Here is a 20,155-nt window from a genome sequence, read left to right as displayed (position 1 = left end):
TAAATAATAATTTAAAAGATTATAAGTTATAGTTTCTTAAGATAATATTATTAATTATTAAGCTGATGATTAAATTCAGGAACAATTTCTTTTAATTTTGCTATTTTATCATCACAAACAAGTAAATCATCAATTTTTTGATTTAGTTTATTTATATCAAAATTCGTTGGGCTTGCAACTGTGATTGATTCATACTTTGTTTTTTGATCGCTATCATTTATCAATAATTCTTCATATAGTTTTTCACCAGGTCTTAAGCCACAGAACTCAATATTTATCTCATTTCTTCCACTTAGTTCTATCATTTTTTTAGCTAAATCAACTATCTTTATAGGTTCACCCATATCAAGTATAAAGATTTCTCCACCTTTTCCAATACTTGCTGCTTGAAGTACAAGTTCACAAGCTTCAGGAATAAGCATAAAATACCTTGTAATATCTGGATGAGTTACAGTTATATTTTTACCTTGTTCTATTTGAGATTTGAATTTTGGAATAACACTTCCACTACTTCCTAAAACATTACCAAATCTAACTGCTACTATTTCTGTATTTTCTGCATTTACATTTTGAGCATATAATTCACAAATTCTTTTTGTTGTTCCCATTACGTTTGTTGGACGAACAGCTTTATCAGTTGAGATTAATACAAATTTCTCAACTCCATATTTTATAGATAAATCTATACAATTTTTAGTTCCAATTATATTGTTTGAAATACCTTCTAAAATATTATGTTCAACTAAAGGAACGTGTTTGTAAGCAGCTGCGTGAATAACAATCTGTGGTTTATATTTTTCAAAAGTATTTTCTATAAAACCAAAATTTCTAACTGTTTGCATAACTGGAATAACATTTTCATCTTTTAATTCTTCCATAATAGAATAAAGATTAAACTCACTATGATCTAAAAGTATTAATTGTTTTGCTCCATAAGCTTTACATTGTCTACTTATCTCACTTCCAATACTTCCACCAGCACCCGTTATTAGAACTACTTTATCTTTAATAAAATTTTCTATTTGTTTCTTATCTAAATCTTTTGGATGACGAGCAAGTAAATCTTCAACTGAAATATCTTTTAGTTGTTTTGTAAACTCTTCTTTTTTCAAGATATTTTGAATACTTGGTAAAATTTTGATTCTATCAAAGTTTCCTTGCATAGTTCCATAAATATTTTTTATTCTATCTTTTGAGACAGATGGCATAGCTATAACCATCATATCGAATTTTTCTTCTTGAAATAAACTACAATATTTTTCTTGAGAATAAATAGAAATACCATCTATACTTCTATGATGTAAGATTTCATCATCATCAATAAAACAAACTAAATGATACTCACTATTTAAAAATTCTCTTTGAAGTTGCAAACCAGCTTTTCCTGCACCATATATCACAAGTTTTTTTGTTTTTTGATTTCTTCCAACTGTATGATAATACTTGTAAACATATACTAAAATATTTACTATAAAAGTATAAAATATCAAATCAATAAACATAAGATTAAAAGGTATTTTAAACCAATAATACAAGATAGGCATATAAACAACAAAACTTATAATAGCTAGTATAACTTTCATAAGTCCAGTTTTTGTAGAGGCTTTTGACCAAGATAATTTATAATCATCAAAAAATAAAAATGATGCAATCACTCTAAAAATAAGAATAATGCTTAAAGCTTCTAAAAAAACACCTTTTCCTAACAAAAATGTCACCAAAAAAAATGAAAAAATTGATATAACAATCGTTGCTATAATCCCTAAAAATCTTTTATCTCTTAGATAATTCATAAAAGCCTTCTAATAATAATTTTCACCATAAACAAATGGTGATTTTATGTCTTTAAAATTTGATAATTTTTTATCAGCTTCAGATAAAATAACAAATTTTTCATCTATTTTCCAATCAATTGATAAATCTTTGTCATCATATCTGATACCTATACTTTCACCACTTGCAAAATATCTATCAATTTTTATCATAACAAGTGCATCTTCACTTAAAACTGAAAAACCATGTAAAAATCCTCTTGGTATGAAAAGTTGTTTATTTTCTTCACTATTTAACTCTACACTTACTACTTTTCCAAAACTTGGACTTCCTACTCTAAAATCAACTGCTACATCAAGGATTTTGCCTTGTAAAACACTTACAAGTTTTGATTGGGAAAAATCTAAAGTATTTGTATGAAGTCCTCTTATAACTCCATACGTGCTATAAGAAATATTATCTTGACAAAAATCTACTTCAAATCCTAAAAAATTATTAAAAGACTCTTTTTTAAATGATTCATAAACAAATCCACGATTATCTTTATGAAAAGTTGGTTCACAAAGTACTAAATCTCGAATTTCTAATCTTTTATAATTCATTATTCAAAAGCTTTTTTACTATCTATAAATTTCATAACTAAAACTAAAACTACAAAAGCAAGTAAAAAAGCTACAAAAATATTTGATATAAAAAATACAATTGTAAATAACAGTATATTTAACCCTATAGAATAGTTTGTAACTTTGTAGTGACTCCATCCTGCTTGTGTAAGTCTCTGATATGCATGTTTTTTATGTGCTTGTGAAAGTCTTTCTTTATTCAGTTTTCTTCGTATTAAAGTCAAAGTTGCATCAAACCAATAAACACTAAATAATATAATCCATATCCAAAAGTTTGTTGGTTCTTGATTTGCATAATATATTGTAAAAATTGCTATATTATATCCTAAGAGAGTACTTCCTACATCTCCCATAAATATCTTAGCTTTGTTCCAATTCCAATATAAAAATCCTAAAACAGCAATAGCTAAAACTAAAAAATGATTCCCACCAAATAGAATAAATCCAGTAACTGCTAAAAACACCGCTTCACTTCCTGCGTAACCATTAATACCATCTAAAAAGTTATAAAGGTTTATAAACCAAATTATCATAAAAAAAGCAAAAATATTTGTAAAAATAGGATTTAAAATATCAAAAATACCAAAAGTAAGAGTTTCAAATCCACCTAAAAAATATAATCCACCAATAGCAACAATAGCTTGAATTATAAGTCTTATTTTTGGGCTCAATTCATAAATATCATCAAAAAAACTAACTATTGAAATAAGAACTCCAAAAAGCAAAGCATAAAAAAGATTATTTTCTATTTGTCCAATAAAATAAAGATAAAATAAACCTATAAACCAAGTAATAGCAATAGCTATTCCTCCACCATGAGGTGTTGGAGTTGTATGAGAACTTCTTTCATTCACACTGGCAACGAGCGATTTTTTTATCATATAATTTTTAATGAAGGATGTAAGAGAAAAAGAGATTAGTAGTAAAATTATGTAAATCATTTATATTTTTTTACTCCATAATATACATAAAAACAAAAATAATAAAAGCTTTTGAATATATTCAATCTTTCAACCTCTCTAAATAACTTCCACACATATTTTGCAGCAACTAATTTATTACTTGAAACGGAATTCTTCATTATTCTATATTTAGCTAGTGGTTCAAGGATTCCTTCTCCATAATCAACTTTTTTTAATATTTTTAACCAAAGTCCATAATCTTGTCTTTTAATAATGTTTGGCATAAAAACTTTTCCTATCTTTTCTGTATCATAAATCGCTGTTAAACAGCCTATGCTATTGGTTTTAAGTAAATCATTATAAGTAATCTTATCTTTTGTCATAAAACTTCCTAATCCATTTTCTTCTTCATCCATTAAATCATAAGAACTATATGTTAATGCTAAACTTCTTTCATTCATAAATTTAATTTGTTTCTCAAGTTTATTTTTATACCAAATATCATCAGCATCTAAAAATGCTATATATCTTCCTTTTGCTTCTTCAATAGCTCTATTTCTTGCAATTGCAGGTCCACTATTCTTTTCTAATTTTATAACTTTTATTCGACTATCTTTTTTACAATATTCTTCTATAATTTCATTTGAATTATCAGGGGAAACATCATCAACTATAATCATTTCCCAATTTTGATAAGTTTGAGCCAATACAGATTCTATTGTTTGAGATATAAATCTTTCTGATTTATATGATGGGGTAATTATTGATACTAACTCATTCATAATATGATTCCTTTGAATTTAATAAAATAATAAAAAATAAGCAACAAATAAAAAAATAATTAGAAAAAATTCCTATTGAAGATCCCATTGAACCTATAAAAATACTAGGAATAGTTATAAATTTAAGTAATTCTATTTTTGTCAAATTTTGTTTATATATCAATCTAATAAAATAAATAAACAATAAAGTAAATAAAACAAAAATAAATATTCCATGCTCTACGATTAATTGAAAAGGAAGATTATGCATACTTTTTGCACTTTTTAATATGTATTCTGATTTTTCTAACAAGAGAAGGCTATTCCCAGAACCAATTCCTAGAAAATAACTATTTTTCAATTCAATTATAGAAAAAATAATTGCATTTGCTCTAGATGCAATTGAACCTGCTGAATCTTGAAATGGTTGTAAATTTGAAATTTGTTTTAATGGCTCAAATAATAATTCACCCAAAGATATATCATAATCTCTAAAAGGAATTATAATTCCATCATAGGGCAAGAGTAATAATACTAAAAAAATTAAAGGAATTAATACAATTATAGATAATTTTAAATATTTATTAAATTCTAAAATATTTTTTTTAAAAAAATAAAAGAATAACGCAATGAATAATCCAATCAAACTTAACTTACTATCATTGATATAAAAAATTAAAATTAAAAAAGAAAGAAATATGTATTTGAATATGTTATTTCTTTCAAAAACCAATAATAATGGAGTAAATCCTAACAATGCTGTTCCTAATTCATTTTGATTCCAATTAAATGCACTAACTGAACCATCAAAATATTCTGCTGTGTTAGGCAATCTAAAATTAAATATGATTTGAAATATAGCAGTAATAATAGAAGATAAGGCAAAAAATCTCAAAAATTTATAGATACTATAATATTCTGCATTTTTAACTAAATAATAAATAATTAATAATATATTTAAAATAGAAATATGATGAAAAGTTTGAATAATATAAAAATTTAAATTATCTGAATAAATTAAAGCTATTAAAAAATTATAAAATATAAATATAAAGAAAAAGAAAAAAATCTTAGAATATTTTTGTAGATGTACGAAAAAGAATAACAAACTAAAAGGTATTAAAATTCTGTATAAACTAAATGAACTTTCAGGAGACATTCTTAATACAGAATGAATAAAAGAAGAAAATAATACAAAATAAAAAAATAAGTTTATAATTTTATATTTTAGCATTTAATCTCCTTTCTTATTTACTAAATTTGAAATACAGTTATTATAAAAATCTTGAGCAAAGAATTTAGCTCCATATATACTAAAATGAAAAGAATCTCTATATAAAAGATTATCTTCTTTATCAAACATATAGCATATCTGCTTTTTATCATTACAAAGGAAATTGGTTACATCAATAAATTCTAATTCCAGATTTTGAGCATATTCCTTAATCAAATTATTCACGGAATCCATAGTTTTATTTTTATATATATAATATTCAAAATTTTGAATGTTATTATATTCAACTAAAGAATGACTAATATATTCAGACCTACTTTTAGTAAAATAAGGGCGTTTACCTAAAACGATTAGTTTAGCTTTGGTTTTTTCATTTATTTCTTTTATTATATTTTCAAATCCCTCTTTTGGTATGAAACTCCAATCAAATGTGATAATTAAAAAATCTGCATCTTTTAATAATTGTGAATTTAATATAAAATCCGTTCTTTTATTACAATTATTTATCAATTTCTCATCATTTTTAAAAGAATCTAATTTTTTTCTATCATATTTCATAAATTGACATGAATTACTAATCCATAATGTTCTTAATTGATAATTTCTTTTAAATTCTTTCGTGTAAGAAAGAAGAGAATTTATATCATTACTCATACTATCACCTATAACTAATAATTTTTTTAAATTATTAGCTTCAAAATTTTTTGTATTAATACTTGATACTATAAGTTTTTGATTAGTTTTTATATCTAATTGTTTATATATTATTTCATTTATTCTAGTATTACTACCAGTATTTATCAGCTTATTCAAAGCTATAAAAATTATTGTTAATATAATAATTAATATAATAAATTTTAAGCCATAGTGTTTATTTGATTTATTATTTGTTCTAAATTTTTGTTCGATATTTTTATACATCAATATAGAAATAACAATAGAAATAACAACTATAATAAATCTATCTATATCTGTAATCTTATCATCTAAATAAAACCAAAAAACTATTAATGGCCAATGTACTAAATATAAAGAATAACTAATTTTTCCAATAAAAACTGTAGGTTTATTTTCTAAAAAAAATTTTATAAAAAAAGCGTCTTTTGAAAGCATTATCAAAGCTGTTCCTAATACAACTATTAATGCATTATAATACGGGAATACTTTATCTGAAGAAAAATTTATAAAATAATATAGTAATATAAAAAGACCAATAAAAGCAGTAATATCTTGTATTCTTTTATTTCTAATAGAAAAGAATACTAATATTCCTCCTATTGCAAACTCAAAAATTCTAAAAGGCATCATAAAAAACACAGTCGACTTAATTTTATCAAAAGAAAAGAATTCTAAATCACTTTGTACAAAATTATTTATAAAATATTCTGATAAAAATATTGCATTAAATCCAAAACTTATTAATATAAAAAATATAATTGTGTGAAACAATTTATCTTTTGCAAATCTATATACAGTTAAAATGGAAATTACCCAAAAAATATAAAACTGTTCTTCTACTCCTAAAGACCATGTATGTAACATTGGTTTTAATAATTTATCACCATCAAAATAACCAGATTGAAACCAAAAATTCATATTGGAAATTCCATATAATGCATAAATATTTTGAACTATTATTTCACTTCTAACATAAGTTGAAAATATAAAAAATGTTGCTACTGATGTAATAATAAAGACAAATATTAAAGCAGGAAATAATCTTTTAATTCTTCTTATAAAAAAATCTCTTACAGAAAAACTATTATTATCTAATTGTTCTTTTATAATTTTTGTCATTAAAAAACCACTAATAACAAAAAAAACATCTACTCCTACAAATCCTCCCTTTATAAATGAAAATCCAACATGATACAATAATACACTCATTACAGCATATGCTCTTAATCCATCAATATCTGCCCTATATGTCAAACTTTATTCCTCAAGTAAAAATTAAAATTTAGTTAGTTTTTCTATGTTATTGTTCTTTTGATGAAAAGATTTTGCAATATAATAATTAAAAACTGCATATCTATGTCCTTCTTTTATAGGCATACCAGTATGTAATCCTCTAATATCAGCTAATACTAAAGTTCCTTTAGGTGCGGTAAAATAAGTAACTTCTTCATTTAGTATTTTACAACATTCTATAATCTCTTCATTTGTATATCTAAAATTTGAAGCTGGTTTATGATTTTTTAATTCAAATAAAATCTTTTTTATATTTTTTAAAGTGTGAGAACCTTTTATATACATAAAAGGACCATTATCCATGTTCACATTATCTAAATATGCTATTGCTTTAAACTGTCGCGAAAAACTATCCCTATGCCATTCTCCACCAGAACCATATTTTTGATTCTTTTGAGGAACAATTTTTGCAGCCATTGTTGTTTGAAGTATTAACTCATCTCCCAAATAAGATTCTCCAATTTTTTTAAAAAGTTCTTCATCATAAAAAAGTTTTTTATGAATTTCACTTAATTTTTCTATTCCAAAAATTCTTTTATCATTCTCATAAAATTTTGCATATTTTTCATCAATATTTTCAAAAGAATCTATCATTTGATTACATTGTTCTTCCGTAAAAAAATTAGGAATAACAACCACCCCATCACTAAATAATACTTCTAAGTATTCTTTTTCTTTACCCTCAAAATTGTTTTTTGGCTTAAGTTTACCTTCTTTATAGCTTAAAGCTAAAGAAAATAAATACCTATTATTTTTTACCAAATTTTTAAGCATCACTAAACTCCTAATAATTTTTAATTACTTTTGCTGGGACTCCACCTGCAATACAATTTGATGGAATATTTTTTGTCACAACACTGTTTGCACCAATTATAACATTATCTCCTATATTAACTCCTGGATTAATATATACATTTGTACCAACTAATACATTACTTCCAATAACTACATCTTTTAAAATTTCTTCTTTTTTTTGTTCTTTAATAAATTTTTCACTATCAAGCATAGTTGTATATATTCTAACATTATGCGCAATGGAAACACCATCTCCTATTATAACTTTTGTTCCTTTTCCCATTGTTATATGAGAAAAAAAACTAATATAAGAATTTTTTCCAACTATTATTTCACCATCACCATAAAATTTAATAAAGTAGCCATTAAATTTAAAATCTTTAGGTAATTTATATTTTTTTCTATAATGTCTATACCTAAAAATATGGAAAATCCCATTTAAAAACTTCTCAAATAGATAGTTCATTTTAACCTCCAATTTAATTTATAATATTTATTGACAAAAAATATTGTAAATATACTCAAAATAAACATTGATATTAAAGTTCCATAAGATGCACCAATTAATCCAACTTTTTGAACTAAATAATAACTAATTGATATATTAATTAGTAATGCAAAAATTGTTAAAAATGAAATAAGTTTTGTTTTCTTCTGAAAGTGAAGAAATCCAATGAAGATTTTATAAATTCCCATCATTGAATATCCAAAATTTATTATCAATACATAATTTATTGCTTCTTTATAATTATTATTAAAAAACATATTTAATATTATCATTTGAATATAATACAGAAATAAAGGCATTATCAAAAATATAGCTATAAATATATATATTTTTTTCATAAAAGAAAAGTCTATGATATTTTTTGTTTCTTTCATTGTTTTAAAAAGATAAGGTCCCCAAGCAGAAGTAAAAGAATTTACTAAAATCAACATTATCATGCTTAATTGTAAAGATATTGAATATAAACCTACACTTTCATTTCCTAAAATATTTGATATTACAAAACGGTCAGACATAAATAACAAAGTAGTCCCTGTAGAATGTATAATCAAAGGTAAACCATAATCCAAAATGCTTTTAAAAATAGAAAGATTAAATCTGATTGATAATAAACTATTTTTATTCAAAATATATAAAGAATAACAAGAAAAAATAACTGCATTAATCAACATAAACAAAAAAATAAAATATATTTCATTATAAATAAGAAATGAAATAATTGAAAATATAAAATTTGATGAAAGATATAAAAAACTTAATTTGAAATATAAATCTACTTTTTGAATAGTTTGATAATATGTCAGCAAGATTTGCGGTAGAATTTGACTAAAAGTTAGTAAAATCAGTAGTAATAATGTATTAGTATTTAATTGAAATATTTCTGCAACTAAACTAGAAAATATAAAATATAAAAAAATTCCAAGCACAAAACTAATAGGTAATATAAAAAATACAATTTGACTAATGTATAGTCTAAACTTGTTTAAATTAACTTTGTAATAAAAAACACTCAAAGCACCTGTAGTACCTAAAAGTATAAGATTAAAAAGAAATGGTATTATTGCTAGGTATAAATTATATGAACCAAAAGTATTTATATTCATAATATAAGAAAAAAATGACATCAATAAAAAAGTTATTAAAGCTTGATATAAAGAAGTTAAAGTATAAACTGATAATAATTTTTTTAAATTCATTTTAACTCTACAACCTTTACACTTTTTTTATAATTCTTTTTCATCTCTTCCCATTCTTCTAAATATCGATTTGGTAGAATTGAGCTAGTTGGAAAAAATGAATAGACATTTTTTATCTCTGGAAAAATCTTTGGTAAACTAATCAAAACAGAAGAGCCAAAAGAAGCAATACATTCAGGAATAAATCCATCAACCAAAAGTTGTATTTCTGCTGGAAATTCATTTTTAACTATTTTTAAATTCAACTTATCTTTTATTAAATTTAATTTATCTTCACTTTCTAATCTATGTGGTAAATATATTATTTCTAAATCTAATTTTTTAAAGACTCCCATAGCTTGTTCAAGGAATTCTATTTGTTTTTCTTTTGAAATACCTATTATTTCAAGATATGAACCATAAAAATAAACTATATTTTTTGAATTTGATACTTTATATTCCTTTTTTATATTAGAAAAATCATGAATTATATGCTTATTTTCTTTTGGAATATCAAAACATGTAAAAAGTTTTATATTTCGTTTTATTTCTAAATTATTTAATCCAAATAAAATTGGCTGCATTTTATAAACAATTTCTTTTATTAATCCTTTTATACCATTGTTAAAATAATATTCATCTTTTTTTTCTTTTATTAATTGAAATATCTGATAAGTTATATTTCCATCATCAAGACAATATGACTCTGCTTTAGAAAAATAATCAAAAAACTTTCTCATATGAAAAGAACGATATTCTCCTATAAATATTCTATTGAAATTTTTCTTTTCTTTATCAAACTTTTTTAATAGCAAAAGAAGTTGAAGATTTGAATCAAAATTTGATAGTAAAGGTTTTATTTCTATTACATTATTTAGTTTGAATAAATCTTTTATTTTTTTTAATTGTATTACATTACTTTCTTTTTTATTATATTTAATTACAAATAAACTTTTTTCATTATTAAAATATTTACTTGCTTCAACAGCTGATAATAATTGAAAAGGACTTTCTACTATATATAAATTCATATTTTATTATCCAAAAATATTTCTGCAAGCTTAAAATCAATCTCTTCATCAATATCTATAGAAAATTCTCTACTCATTTTATAAGCATAAATTTTATTTTTCAACATAAATGTTTTTTCTTCCAATAGTTTATCAGTTTTACAAATATATATAGCACCGTTCAATCTATAATATTTTTCTAAATCTTGACTTCTTTTGTTTAAGATTTCATCTTTTAAAAATCCTTTCATACTTCCATCATCTAGTAAAGTATTACTCCAAAATGGACTATGTTCCATTTCACAAACACTTATGATAGCATTTGCTTTTTTCTCTTCTAATAATTCAATAGCTTCATCTATATGCTTTTCATTTCTAAGTGGGCTCGTAGGTTGAAGTAAAACTATATAGTCATATCTTTCAAAATTTTCTATTGTATGTTTTATAGCATCAAAAGTTGTAGCCGTGTCACTTGCTAGTTCATCAGGTCGTTTGATAATTTCAGCACCGAATTTTTTTGAGATTTCAAGTATTTCTTCATCATCACTACTTACAACAACTTTATCAATATAATTACTTTTTAATCCAGCTTCAATAGTTTGTGCAATAAGTGGTTTACCACATAAATCTAGCACATTTTTTCTAGGAAGCCTTTTACTTCCTCCACGAGCTGGAATAAACGCTAAAAAAGTTTTATTTTTATACACTAAAATACCTCATCATATTCTTCATTAGCTTTTTTATACTCTTCTATTCTTCCAATATCCAACCAATATTCTCTAAGAGGGAAGGATATTGCATTTTTATTTTCACTTATTATTTTTTCAAATAGTGTTGGCATATCATAAAACTGGTTTTCAGGAATATAATCTAAAACTTCAGAACTTAGCATATATATTCCTGCACTTACAAAAAATTTATGAGTAGGTTTTTCTTCTATAGAAGTAATTTTACTATTCGAAATATTTACAACTCCATATGGAACTTGAAAATCATACTCTCTCACACACATAGTTCCCAAAGAATTATTTGATAAATGATAATTATGTAGGTGCTCAAAATTTACATTTGTAAGTAGATCTCCATTCATAACAAAAAAAGGTTCTGTTGGTTTTTCTCTTAATAAACTTAAAGCTCCTGCTGTTCCCATCCTTTGATTTTCTAAAACATACTCAATATTTACACCAAACTCTTTCCCATCACCAAAATAATCTTGTATCATATGCGATTTATAATTAACGCACATGATAATATTTGTATATCCATATTCCGCAAATTTTTCTACTATAGTTTGAAGGATTGGTTTATTTCCAACTTTTAGCATAGGTTTTGGAGTGTTTTCAGTAAGAGGTCTAAGTCTTGTACCTAAACCTCCTACCATAAGAATAACTTTATTTATTTTATTTTCTTTTGAAATAAGTTCATCAAGTATTTCCAAACCAATCAAATTACCATAATTATCAACTATAGGTATCTGATGAATTTTTTTCATTCTACAAATATTTATAATTTCTTCTTTTGAATGGTTAATAGTTGCAATTGTTGGAGTTTTGAAATAGATATCTTTTACAGATTCATTCAGAGATATATTATTTAAAAGAGCTCTTCTAATATCTCCATCACTTATAGTTCCAAGAAGTCTTTTGTTATCATCAACTACAATAGCCAACTGCTTAGAACTTTTGTCTATAATCTGAAGAACTTCTAAAATAGAAGTGGATTCTTTTACTATGATATCTTCTATATTTTTCATTATCTATTTTCTTTCCATATTGGATGTTTTAATTCCCACTTTCCATAATTTTTTTCCCATAAATGAGGACTTCTAAACTTTTCAATAGCATCATGATAATTTTGTAAAGATATGTCCATATAGTTGCAACAATCTTTTATGTATTGTTCTGGAAATTCTCCATCAAATCTTTTTATAAGTGCTATACCTTCATCTCTAGTAATATCACCATTCCTTATTTCTTGTGCTGAATCATAAGTAGCTCTACCTATTCCAAATTTAATAGTTGTTGTATGATAATGAAGCCAATCAATTTTATCATCTAAAGAACTATATTTACTAAAACTACCTTCTGTTCTATAGTCATTTGGCATAAAATCACTATTTTCTATAGAATAATAATATGTTTCTTGTGGATGCCATTTTACATAATATCCAAGATAATGAACTTCTGTTCCTGTTTTTTGTATTTCATATGGATTTGTAGGAAAATATGCTTCCAAATCAGATAATTTAAATCCATGTTTATAGATTAACTCTTCTGCAGGAACTCCTCCTAAAACCAAATCTTTTATGCTAAGTTCTGCACTATAATACTTTGGATCCCTTGTTGGTTTTTCATTATCTTCTATTGCATTTCCATATTCTGCTTCATTTTCTCCAAATATTACTAAAGGAATATCGAGTAACACAGATAATCTAGGAGCAAGATTTTTCTGTCCCAAAATAAAAGGTTGAAAAGGATGTCCAAGATTTAAAAAAGCACTTTTTGTCAAAAATCTATGTAACTTTTTATTTTGATTATAAGTGTAGTTTGCAAAACCTGCATTTAACCATGAATCAAAATTTCTTCTTCCAATGCCAGTATATAAAGCTGGTGGCCATGTTATTAGAATCGGATTCATATTATATTTATATTTTAAAATATGTGCAGCTTGAACGCTATCTTTTCCTCCACTCCCAGGAACTACAACATCATATCTCCCATCATTTCTTCTAAATTTATTGCATAATTCTTCTAATTGTTTATGTCTTTCTTCCCAGTTAATTGATTTTTTCTTTTCTGCATATTTACATGCTTCACAAATACCATCATCATCAAAAGCTAATGTTCTTTTTTTCTCACCTTCTTTTTGCTTAAATTCAACAGTAGAAGAAGGTCGTTGATTATTCATTGTACATTTTTTACAAAATTTTACTTCTAAAGGTAATCCATATTTTCCTAATAATTCACTCATTCCATTCTCCTACAATTCTACAAAATTTTTAAATAATTTAATACCAGCTTCCCTACTTTTTTCCGGGTGAAACTGAACTCCATATATATTATCTCTTTGAATAGAAGAAACAAAGTTATGTCCTACATAATCCGTCAAACTAACAATATTAGTATAATTAACAACTTCATAAGAATGCATAAAATAAAATTCTTCATTTTCTAAACCACTTAAAAGTTTATTAGTTTTTATTACATTTATTTTATTAAACCCCATGTGTGGAACTTTTGCATCAACTAAAATTGGTTTAACTTCAGCATCAATTTTACTTAATCCTTTAGTTTTTCCATATTCAAATCCTAAAGTTGATAAAATCTGCATTCCTAAACAAATACCTAGTGTTGGTTTTTCTTCAATTTCTTCAATTAATGTTTCCATCAAATCATCTTTTTTTAACTCATTCATAGCATCATTAAAACTACCAACTCCAGGAATAACTATTTTATCAACTTTTTTCAAATCTTCTTTTTTGTCTATAATCAATACTTTTCCACCAGCTTTTTCAATAGCTTTTTTTATACTATGGATATTTCCTGCGATTCCATAGTTTACAATTCCAATTAAATTACTCATTTAGATACCTCGATTCCATTATCTGATAAATATTTTTTAAGCTCTTTTATATTAGTTAAATCATAATGCAACATACTTGCAATGGCTACTCCACTTGGTTTAGCATATTCTATTAATTCTTTTATATCTTCTAATTTACCAGCTCCACTTGCTATAACAACAGGAATATTTACACTCTCAACAACTTTTTTTGCAAGTTCTAAATCAAATCCTCTTTTTCTACCATCTTTATCTACACTTTGAAGAAGAATTTCTCCTGCTCCTCTTTGTTCAACTTCCTTTACCCAATCTAAAACATTTTTGTTTGATTGAACTCGTCCACAATCAGTATAGCATTCGTACCAGTTATCCCATTCTTTTGCTTCAATATTTACTACGACAGCTTGACTACCAAAAATCTCAGCTGCTTGATTTATAATATTTGGATTTTCTTGTACAGCATAAGTATTTATTAAAACTTTATCTGCTCCATAGTGAAATAGTTTTGAAAAATCTTCAATACTTCTTACTGCACCACCTACTCCAAATGGTATAAATAACTCATTTGCAGTTTTTTCTATTTCTTCAAATATTATTCCTCTTTGATATAAAGAAGATACTATATCTATATACATAACTTCATCAGCACCTTGTTCATAATACTTTTTTGCTAATTCTTGAGGTGTTCCGATTTTTCTTAAACCCTCAAAATGTACTGGCTTTACTACATACGGTGGTTTAACATCTAATTTTGCAATTATTCTAGTTCTCACATTTTCTCCTATTAAAATTTAATATCATAAAAAGATTTTTTTAGTATATTCTTTAAATCTACATTTTTTAAAACCTCTATAATTTTTTTACTTGCACATCCATTACCATATTGATTTTCAACATTTTGCAAACTATCTTGAAATTCTTTTGAGTATAATCTTTCAAAAGCTTTTTTTATATCAAATTTATTTGCAAAACAATCTATAATACTATCAGCTTTTATTCTACCTTTTTGTCTATCACCTATATTTATAGTTCCTATTTTAAAGCTTGGAGCTTCTAAAAGTCCACTTGAACTATTTCCTACGACAGCATCAACAAATTGTAAAGCACTTAAATATCTCAATTGTCCTAAAGAATTAAATCCTACAGATTTCTGAAAGTTTTTAGCGACATATTCATCAATCATTTGATTTATTATTCTTCCATCTGTATCACTGTTTGCTTTTGTAAATATTATATTTGTATCTTTTAATTCATCAATTACTTCTAAAAGTTCTTGAAATTGTTCTTGTGCAGTAGAATTTTCTAAGGTTACAGGATGAAAAGTAACTAATATATTTTTTTTATTTAGTTTAAAATCTATAGAATTTTCAAACTCTTCTTTTGTTAAAAATTTTAATCTTTTGATATTTTCTATTCCCATACCACCAACATTAAAAACCCTAGAAGGATGTTCTCCTAATTGAATTACTCTATTTCTATACTCTTCTGTTGCAGTAAAATGAAGATGACTCATTTTTGTAATACTATGGCGAATTGATTCATCAAATGCACCTTCAGTTGTTTCTCCGCCATGAAGATGAACAATTGGGATACGAGCTATCATAGCAGTGCTAACAATACTAAATATTTCATATCTATCTCCAAGAACTATCAAAATATCTGGTTTTAGTTCTTCAAAAGCTTCACAAGAAGACATTTGAGCTAAACCCATAGATTTTGAAATACCAATTGAAGTATCAGAAGATAAAAGCATCTCTATTTTTTTATCAATTTTAAACTCTTTTTCTATCTCTTTATAAGTTAATCCAAATTCACTACTTAGGTGCATACCTGTAACTATAAGTTGAAGTTGAAATTCTTTATCAGCTTCTATTTCTTTGAGAAGCCAATAAAGAAGTCCATATTCAGCCCTTGTACCAGTGACAACACATATTTTTTTCATATTAGCTCATCTTCTTTATAATCTTTAGTTGCTATACTTCCTACTATTTCATCCCATCGCATAGGATTTATTCCATTACCTGGTCTTTTTATTGCAAGATTATTTTCAGATAAAAGTTCACCCTTTTTAATATCCATTTTTGCAACAATTGATTTTCTAGCTATTTGCATATTTGGGATTTCACTTTTTGAAGGTTTTTTAACACAACTTCCCAAAGCCAACTCTATATTTCTTATAGCTTTAACCATCGCTTTTAATTCATCTGGTTCTAAACTTGCCTTATGGTCTGGTCCTTCCATAGTTTTATCTAAAGTAAAATGTTTTTCTATACAATAAGCGCCCATAGCAACAGCTGCAATATCCACTTCAATACCTAAAGTATGGTCACTATATCCAAAAGCTATATCAAATGTGTTTCCAATAGTCACCATAGCTTTTAAATTCACATCTTCCATAGGTGTTGGATACATAGTATTTGCATGTAAAACTATTATATTTTCTTTTTTAGTCCCAGCTGCTATCAAAACATCTAAGGCATCTTCTATTTCACCAATATCTGTCATTCCAGTTGAAAGTATTACTTTTTTATTTAATTTTCCTATATGTCTTAAATATGGTAAATTTGTGATTTCTCCACTAGGAATTTTAAATATTTCAAGTCCTAAATCATTTAAAAGTTCTATACTATCATGGTCAAAAGGAGTGGATAAAAACATAATATTTTTAATTTTACAATAAAACATAAGCTCTTTATGTGTATCATAATCTAGTTCAAGTTTTTTTATCATTTCAAATTGAGATTCATTTTTATCAGTTGTTTCTTTTTGATAATCAGCTTTTTGAGCATGTTTTGATACAAGTTTTTCAGCCTTAAATGTTTGAAATTTAACAGCATCAGCTCCACTATCACTTGCTGCATCAATCAATTTTTTAGCAAGTTCAATTGAACCATTATGATTTACTCCTGCTTCTGCTATTATAAATACTTTTTTCATTTCACTAAACTCCCAGCTTTTATAAATCCCTCTATTTCTATACTTTGTTTAGAAGTCGCATTACTTCCAAAAAAACTATTTTCTTTTACAGTAACACCACCGTTTATTACACTAGCTGTTGAAATATGACAATTATTTCCTATTACACAATCATGTTCAATAAGAGCTTTTGTATTTATTATACAATTTTTTCCTATTTTTACATTTGCATTTATCAATGCTTGATGCATTATAATTGTACCTTCATCTATAAATGAATGCTTTGACACATATGATAAAGGTGAAATTATTATAGGTAAATTAAAACCTATTTGTTTTAAATTATTATAAATTTTAACTCTTATTTTATTTGATTCAATTTGACCTACTGTTGTGAGTGCATTTTTACAAGTTTTAAAAATAGTTTTTAAATCATCATCACATGCAATTACTTCATAATCTAAAACTTTTTTACCGATATTCTCTTTAGTATCAACTATACCTATAATTTCATATTTATTTTCTTGCTCTATCACATCAATAACACTATGACAGTGTCCACCACCACCAATAAGAACTATTTTTTCTTTCATTATAAAATCACCGAACTTGGAATATTTACAACTCTTTCTTCAAGATATTTTGCATTTTTTAAATCATCTTTTTGGCAATCTTTAAACATTTCAAGTTCATTCATAAGTCTCCAAATAGGTCTTGTCATTACACCATTTTTATTTGTAAAATCTAAAAATTCATTTCTTTGATTTACATCATTTAATAAAACTGCTTGAAGCCAATAGTTTGATTTTGAATCTTTTGGTTCAGCTATAAAATTTATATTATTTGTTGTAAAAAACTCTTTATATTTTATTGCTAAATCTCTTTTTGAAGCTAAGAATTTTTCTAATTGTTCAAGTTGAGCTACTAGAAGAGCTGCGTTAATATTAGGAAGTCGATAGTTATATCCTATCTCATCGTGTACATATTCATACGGATGAGGGATTTTTGCTGTTGTTGTTATATGTTTTGCTCTTTTAGCTAATGCTTCATCATCTGTAACAATAACTCCACCACCACCCGATGTTATGATTTTATTACCATTAAAAGAAAATGCACCAATTTTTCCAAAAGTTCCTGTATGTTTGTTTTTATAAAATGAACCTAAACTTTCAGCTGCATCTTCTACTAAAGTAATATTCCAAATATCACAAATCTCTTTTATCTCTTCAATTTTACATGGATGCCCAAAAGTGTGCATAGGAACACATGCTTTTATGATTTTTCCTGTAGTTTTATTTATACAATTATTCTTTTTTACTTCACAATTTGTTTCTAAAAAGCTTTTAAGTGATTTAGGACTTAAACCCATCGTATCTAAATCAACATCTATAAATATAGGTTTTGCTCCTATATAACTAATAGCATTACAAGTAGCTATAAAAGTAAGTGGTTGAGTTATAACTTCATCATCTCTTTTTAGATCTGCTAAAAGTAGTGAAATATGAAGAGCAGCTGTACCATTTACAGTTGCTATTGCAAATTTGCTTCCTACAGTTTTTGCAAATTCTTTTTCAAAAGTATCAACATATTTTCCAACACTTGATACAAATGTTGAATCAATACAATCATTTAAATACTTTTTTTCATTTCCAATAAATCTTGGTTCATGTAAAGGTATAAATTCATTTCTATTAAATGTTTGTTTTATAAAATCAATTATTTTTTGCATTACATTTTCCCATCAAGATATTTACCAGTCTCTTTATGTCCAAAGTCTGGAATCATTGTAAAAAATTCTTTTACAATATCCTCTTTTTCCCAAGATAAATTTGCTTTAAAATTTTTAATAGTTTTTTCAAAATGATTTAACTTATTTTCATCAAATAAAGCTTCATTTTTAATAACTCCTAGATTTTCAAATCTATTCATATCTAAAACTTCTTTGTCTGTAAAAAACTCTTCAAAATCTTTTTCGCCTGTTGTATCACTTGAGGTAAATAAACAAGGCCATTTTCCAAGTGCGGGTAAAGTTTTTGCTAATTTTCTAGCTTCATCTTCATCTTTACATAAATATGGTTCAATCCCGAGATTTTTTAAATATTTAACTGCAATATCAGCAAAAGTAATAAGATGTAAATTTTCACTAAGTTTTGGGAAAAAAATATCTCTATTTTCACCAAATATGCATGACATTAAACAAAGTTCTCCACTTTCTTGAGGTGTAACAAAATATCTTTTTATATCATTTGGAGCAACAATTGGTTGATTTTTTTCAATTCTTTGATTAAAACCATGTAATAAACTTCCATCACTAAAAGCAACATTTGCAAATCTTGCCATTGAAACATCTATTTGTTTTGATTTTCGCATTACAAACATTTCCATGATTCTTTTACTTGCACCCATCATATTTACTGGATTTGCAGCTTTATCTGTACTTACACAAAAATATTTTTTAGTTCCGTTTTCTATTGATTGTTGAAGAGTTTTATCTGTATTAAAAACATTTGTTTCAATCATACGCATAAGAGTAAAAGGGTCTTTTTCACTTCTTACATGTTTTAAAGCTGATAGATTTAAAACATAATCATATTTACCATCAGCTTTTATAAAAGCATCATATTCAAAGCTTCCTATATCAAGAGCAAATGTAGCAAAATCTCCATCGATATATCCAAATGAACTTCTTATATCTCGAACTAATTCAACCATATTATTTTCTGAAATATCAACAACATGAAGCTTTTTAGGATTTCTTTTAAATATCTCTTTTGTTACAGCTTGACCAATAGAACCAGCCCCTCCAATAACTAAAAACGTAGAACTTGAAACAATTTCTTTTAATTCTTTATCATTTTTATTTATATCTTCTAAAAAAAGCTCTTTAGTTCGTCCTATTAAATTTAAAATTTTATTCACTTAACGC

The 20,155-nt window shown here is 25.3% G+C and carries 20 protein-coding genes; all 20 read right to left on the bottom strand.

Going from position 1 to position 20,155, the window contains the following annotated elements; genetic code table 11:
* Positions 1-50 precede the first annotated feature (50 nt).
* The 20 genes from pglF to ABLL_RS04115 are packed head-to-tail and all read right to left on the bottom strand — an operon-like array spanning position 51 to position 20,148.
* Positions 51-1,793 carry a UDP-N-acetylglucosamine 4,6-dehydratase (configuration-retaining) gene (pglF, locus tag ABLL_RS04210; protein ID WP_014473539.1) on the bottom strand — a complete coding sequence of 581 codons (1,743 nt, stop codon included), beginning with the start codon at positions 1,791-1,793 and terminating at the stop codon, positions 51-53.
* A 9-nt stretch (positions 1,794-1,802) separates the two neighbouring features.
* Positions 1,803-2,375, bottom strand: a complete 573-nt coding sequence (gene rfbC, locus ABLL_RS04205) for a dTDP-4-dehydrorhamnose 3,5-epimerase (RefSeq protein WP_014473538.1) — start codon at positions 2,373-2,375, stop codon at positions 1,803-1,805.
* The gene (locus tag ABLL_RS04200) at positions 2,375-3,337 is read right to left on the bottom strand and encodes a glycosyltransferase family 4 protein (RefSeq protein WP_041654670.1); all 963 of its coding nucleotides are present in this window, start codon (positions 3,335-3,337) and stop codon (positions 2,375-2,377) included. The genes rfbC and ABLL_RS04200 overlap by 1 nt, the downstream gene beginning before the upstream one ends.
* The gene (locus ABLL_RS04195) at positions 3,334-4,080 is read right to left on the bottom strand and encodes a glycosyltransferase family 2 protein (RefSeq protein ID WP_014473536.1); all 747 of its coding nucleotides are present in this window, start codon (positions 4,078-4,080) and stop codon (positions 3,334-3,336) included. Before ABLL_RS04195 ends, ABLL_RS04200 begins: the two co-directional genes overlap by 4 nt.
* Positions 4,073-5,293 (bottom strand): O-antigen ligase family protein, encoded by a 1,221-nt coding sequence (locus ABLL_RS04190; protein WP_014473535.1) that lies wholly within the window; start codon positions 5,291-5,293, stop codon positions 4,073-4,075. The genes ABLL_RS04195 and ABLL_RS04190 overlap by 8 nt, the downstream gene beginning before the upstream one ends.
* A complete protein-coding gene (locus ABLL_RS14650) occupies positions 5,294-7,225 on the bottom strand; it encodes an acyltransferase family protein (protein WP_014473534.1) in 1,932 nt (643 codons plus the stop codon). It lies immediately after the preceding gene.
* A gap of 21 nt (positions 7,226-7,246) precedes the next feature.
* Positions 7,247-8,038: a phytanoyl-CoA dioxygenase family protein gene (locus ABLL_RS04180; protein ID WP_014473533.1), complete on the bottom strand. Its 792-nt coding sequence runs from the start codon at positions 8,036-8,038 to the stop codon at positions 7,247-7,249.
* Between the two features lie 10 nt (positions 8,039-8,048).
* Positions 8,049-8,525 (bottom strand): DapH/DapD/GlmU-related protein, encoded by a 477-nt coding sequence (locus ABLL_RS15240; RefSeq protein ID WP_014473532.1) that lies wholly within the window; start codon positions 8,523-8,525, stop codon positions 8,049-8,051.
* A complete protein-coding gene (locus tag ABLL_RS04170; protein WP_014473531.1) occupies positions 8,522-9,763 on the bottom strand; it encodes an oligosaccharide flippase family protein in 1,242 nt (413 codons plus the stop codon). Before ABLL_RS04170 ends, ABLL_RS15240 begins: the two co-directional genes overlap by 4 nt.
* Complete coding sequence (locus ABLL_RS04165) at positions 9,760-10,773, bottom strand: hypothetical protein (protein ID WP_014473530.1); 1,014 nt, start codon at positions 10,771-10,773, stop codon at positions 9,760-9,762. The genes ABLL_RS04170 and ABLL_RS04165 overlap by 4 nt, the downstream gene beginning before the upstream one ends.
* Positions 10,770-11,459, bottom strand: a complete 690-nt coding sequence (locus tag ABLL_RS04160) for a cytidylyltransferase domain-containing protein (protein ID WP_014473529.1) — start codon at positions 11,457-11,459, stop codon at positions 10,770-10,772. The genes ABLL_RS04165 and ABLL_RS04160 overlap by 4 nt, the downstream gene beginning before the upstream one ends.
* On the bottom strand, positions 11,459-12,505 hold the full coding sequence (locus ABLL_RS04155; RefSeq protein WP_014473528.1) for a nucleotidyltransferase family protein: 1,047 nt from the start codon (positions 12,503-12,505) through the stop codon (positions 11,459-11,461). The genes ABLL_RS04160 and ABLL_RS04155 overlap by 1 nt, the downstream gene beginning before the upstream one ends.
* Positions 12,505-13,722 carry an N-acetyl sugar amidotransferase gene (locus tag ABLL_RS04150; protein WP_014473527.1) on the bottom strand — a complete coding sequence of 406 codons (1,218 nt, stop codon included), beginning with the start codon at positions 13,720-13,722 and terminating at the stop codon, positions 12,505-12,507. Before ABLL_RS04150 ends, ABLL_RS04155 begins: the two co-directional genes overlap by 1 nt.
* A gap of 9 nt (positions 13,723-13,731) precedes the next feature.
* Positions 13,732-14,334, bottom strand: coding sequence for an imidazole glycerol phosphate synthase subunit HisH (gene hisH, locus ABLL_RS04145; RefSeq protein WP_014473526.1), 603 nt, complete (start codon positions 14,332-14,334; stop codon positions 13,732-13,734).
* Complete coding sequence (hisF, locus tag ABLL_RS04140) at positions 14,331-15,086, bottom strand: imidazole glycerol phosphate synthase subunit HisF (RefSeq protein ID WP_014473525.1); 756 nt, start codon at positions 15,084-15,086, stop codon at positions 14,331-14,333. Before hisF ends, hisH begins: the two co-directional genes overlap by 4 nt.
* Positions 15,087-15,097: 11 nt before the next feature.
* Positions 15,098-16,255, bottom strand: coding sequence for a UDP-N-acetylglucosamine 2-epimerase (gene neuC, locus ABLL_RS04135; RefSeq protein WP_014473524.1), 1,158 nt, complete (start codon positions 16,253-16,255; stop codon positions 15,098-15,100).
* Positions 16,252-17,250 (bottom strand): N-acetylneuraminate synthase, encoded by a 999-nt coding sequence (neuB, locus tag ABLL_RS04130; RefSeq protein ID WP_014473523.1) that lies wholly within the window; start codon positions 17,248-17,250, stop codon positions 16,252-16,254. Before neuB ends, neuC begins: the two co-directional genes overlap by 4 nt.
* On the bottom strand, positions 17,247-17,822 hold the full coding sequence (locus tag ABLL_RS04125) for a NeuD/PglB/VioB family sugar acetyltransferase (RefSeq protein WP_014473522.1): 576 nt from the start codon (positions 17,820-17,822) through the stop codon (positions 17,247-17,249). The genes neuB and ABLL_RS04125 overlap by 4 nt, the downstream gene beginning before the upstream one ends.
* Positions 17,822-18,958, bottom strand: a complete 1,137-nt coding sequence (locus ABLL_RS04120; protein WP_014473521.1) for a LegC family aminotransferase — start codon at positions 18,956-18,958, stop codon at positions 17,822-17,824. The genes ABLL_RS04125 and ABLL_RS04120 overlap by 1 nt, the downstream gene beginning before the upstream one ends.
* Positions 18,958-20,148 (bottom strand): UDP-N-acetylglucosamine 4,6-dehydratase, encoded by a 1,191-nt coding sequence (locus ABLL_RS04115; RefSeq protein WP_014473520.1) that lies wholly within the window; start codon positions 20,146-20,148, stop codon positions 18,958-18,960. The genes ABLL_RS04120 and ABLL_RS04115 overlap by 1 nt, the downstream gene beginning before the upstream one ends.
* Positions 20,149-20,155 lie beyond the last annotated feature (7 nt).

It is taken from the genome of Arcobacter sp. L (genome assembly GCF_000284235.1).
GTDB lineage: Bacteria > Campylobacterota > Campylobacteria > Campylobacterales > Arcobacteraceae > Aliarcobacter > Aliarcobacter defluvii.
Note: the sequence above shows the minus strand (reverse complement) of the source record. Positions and strands in the feature narration are given on the sequence as shown.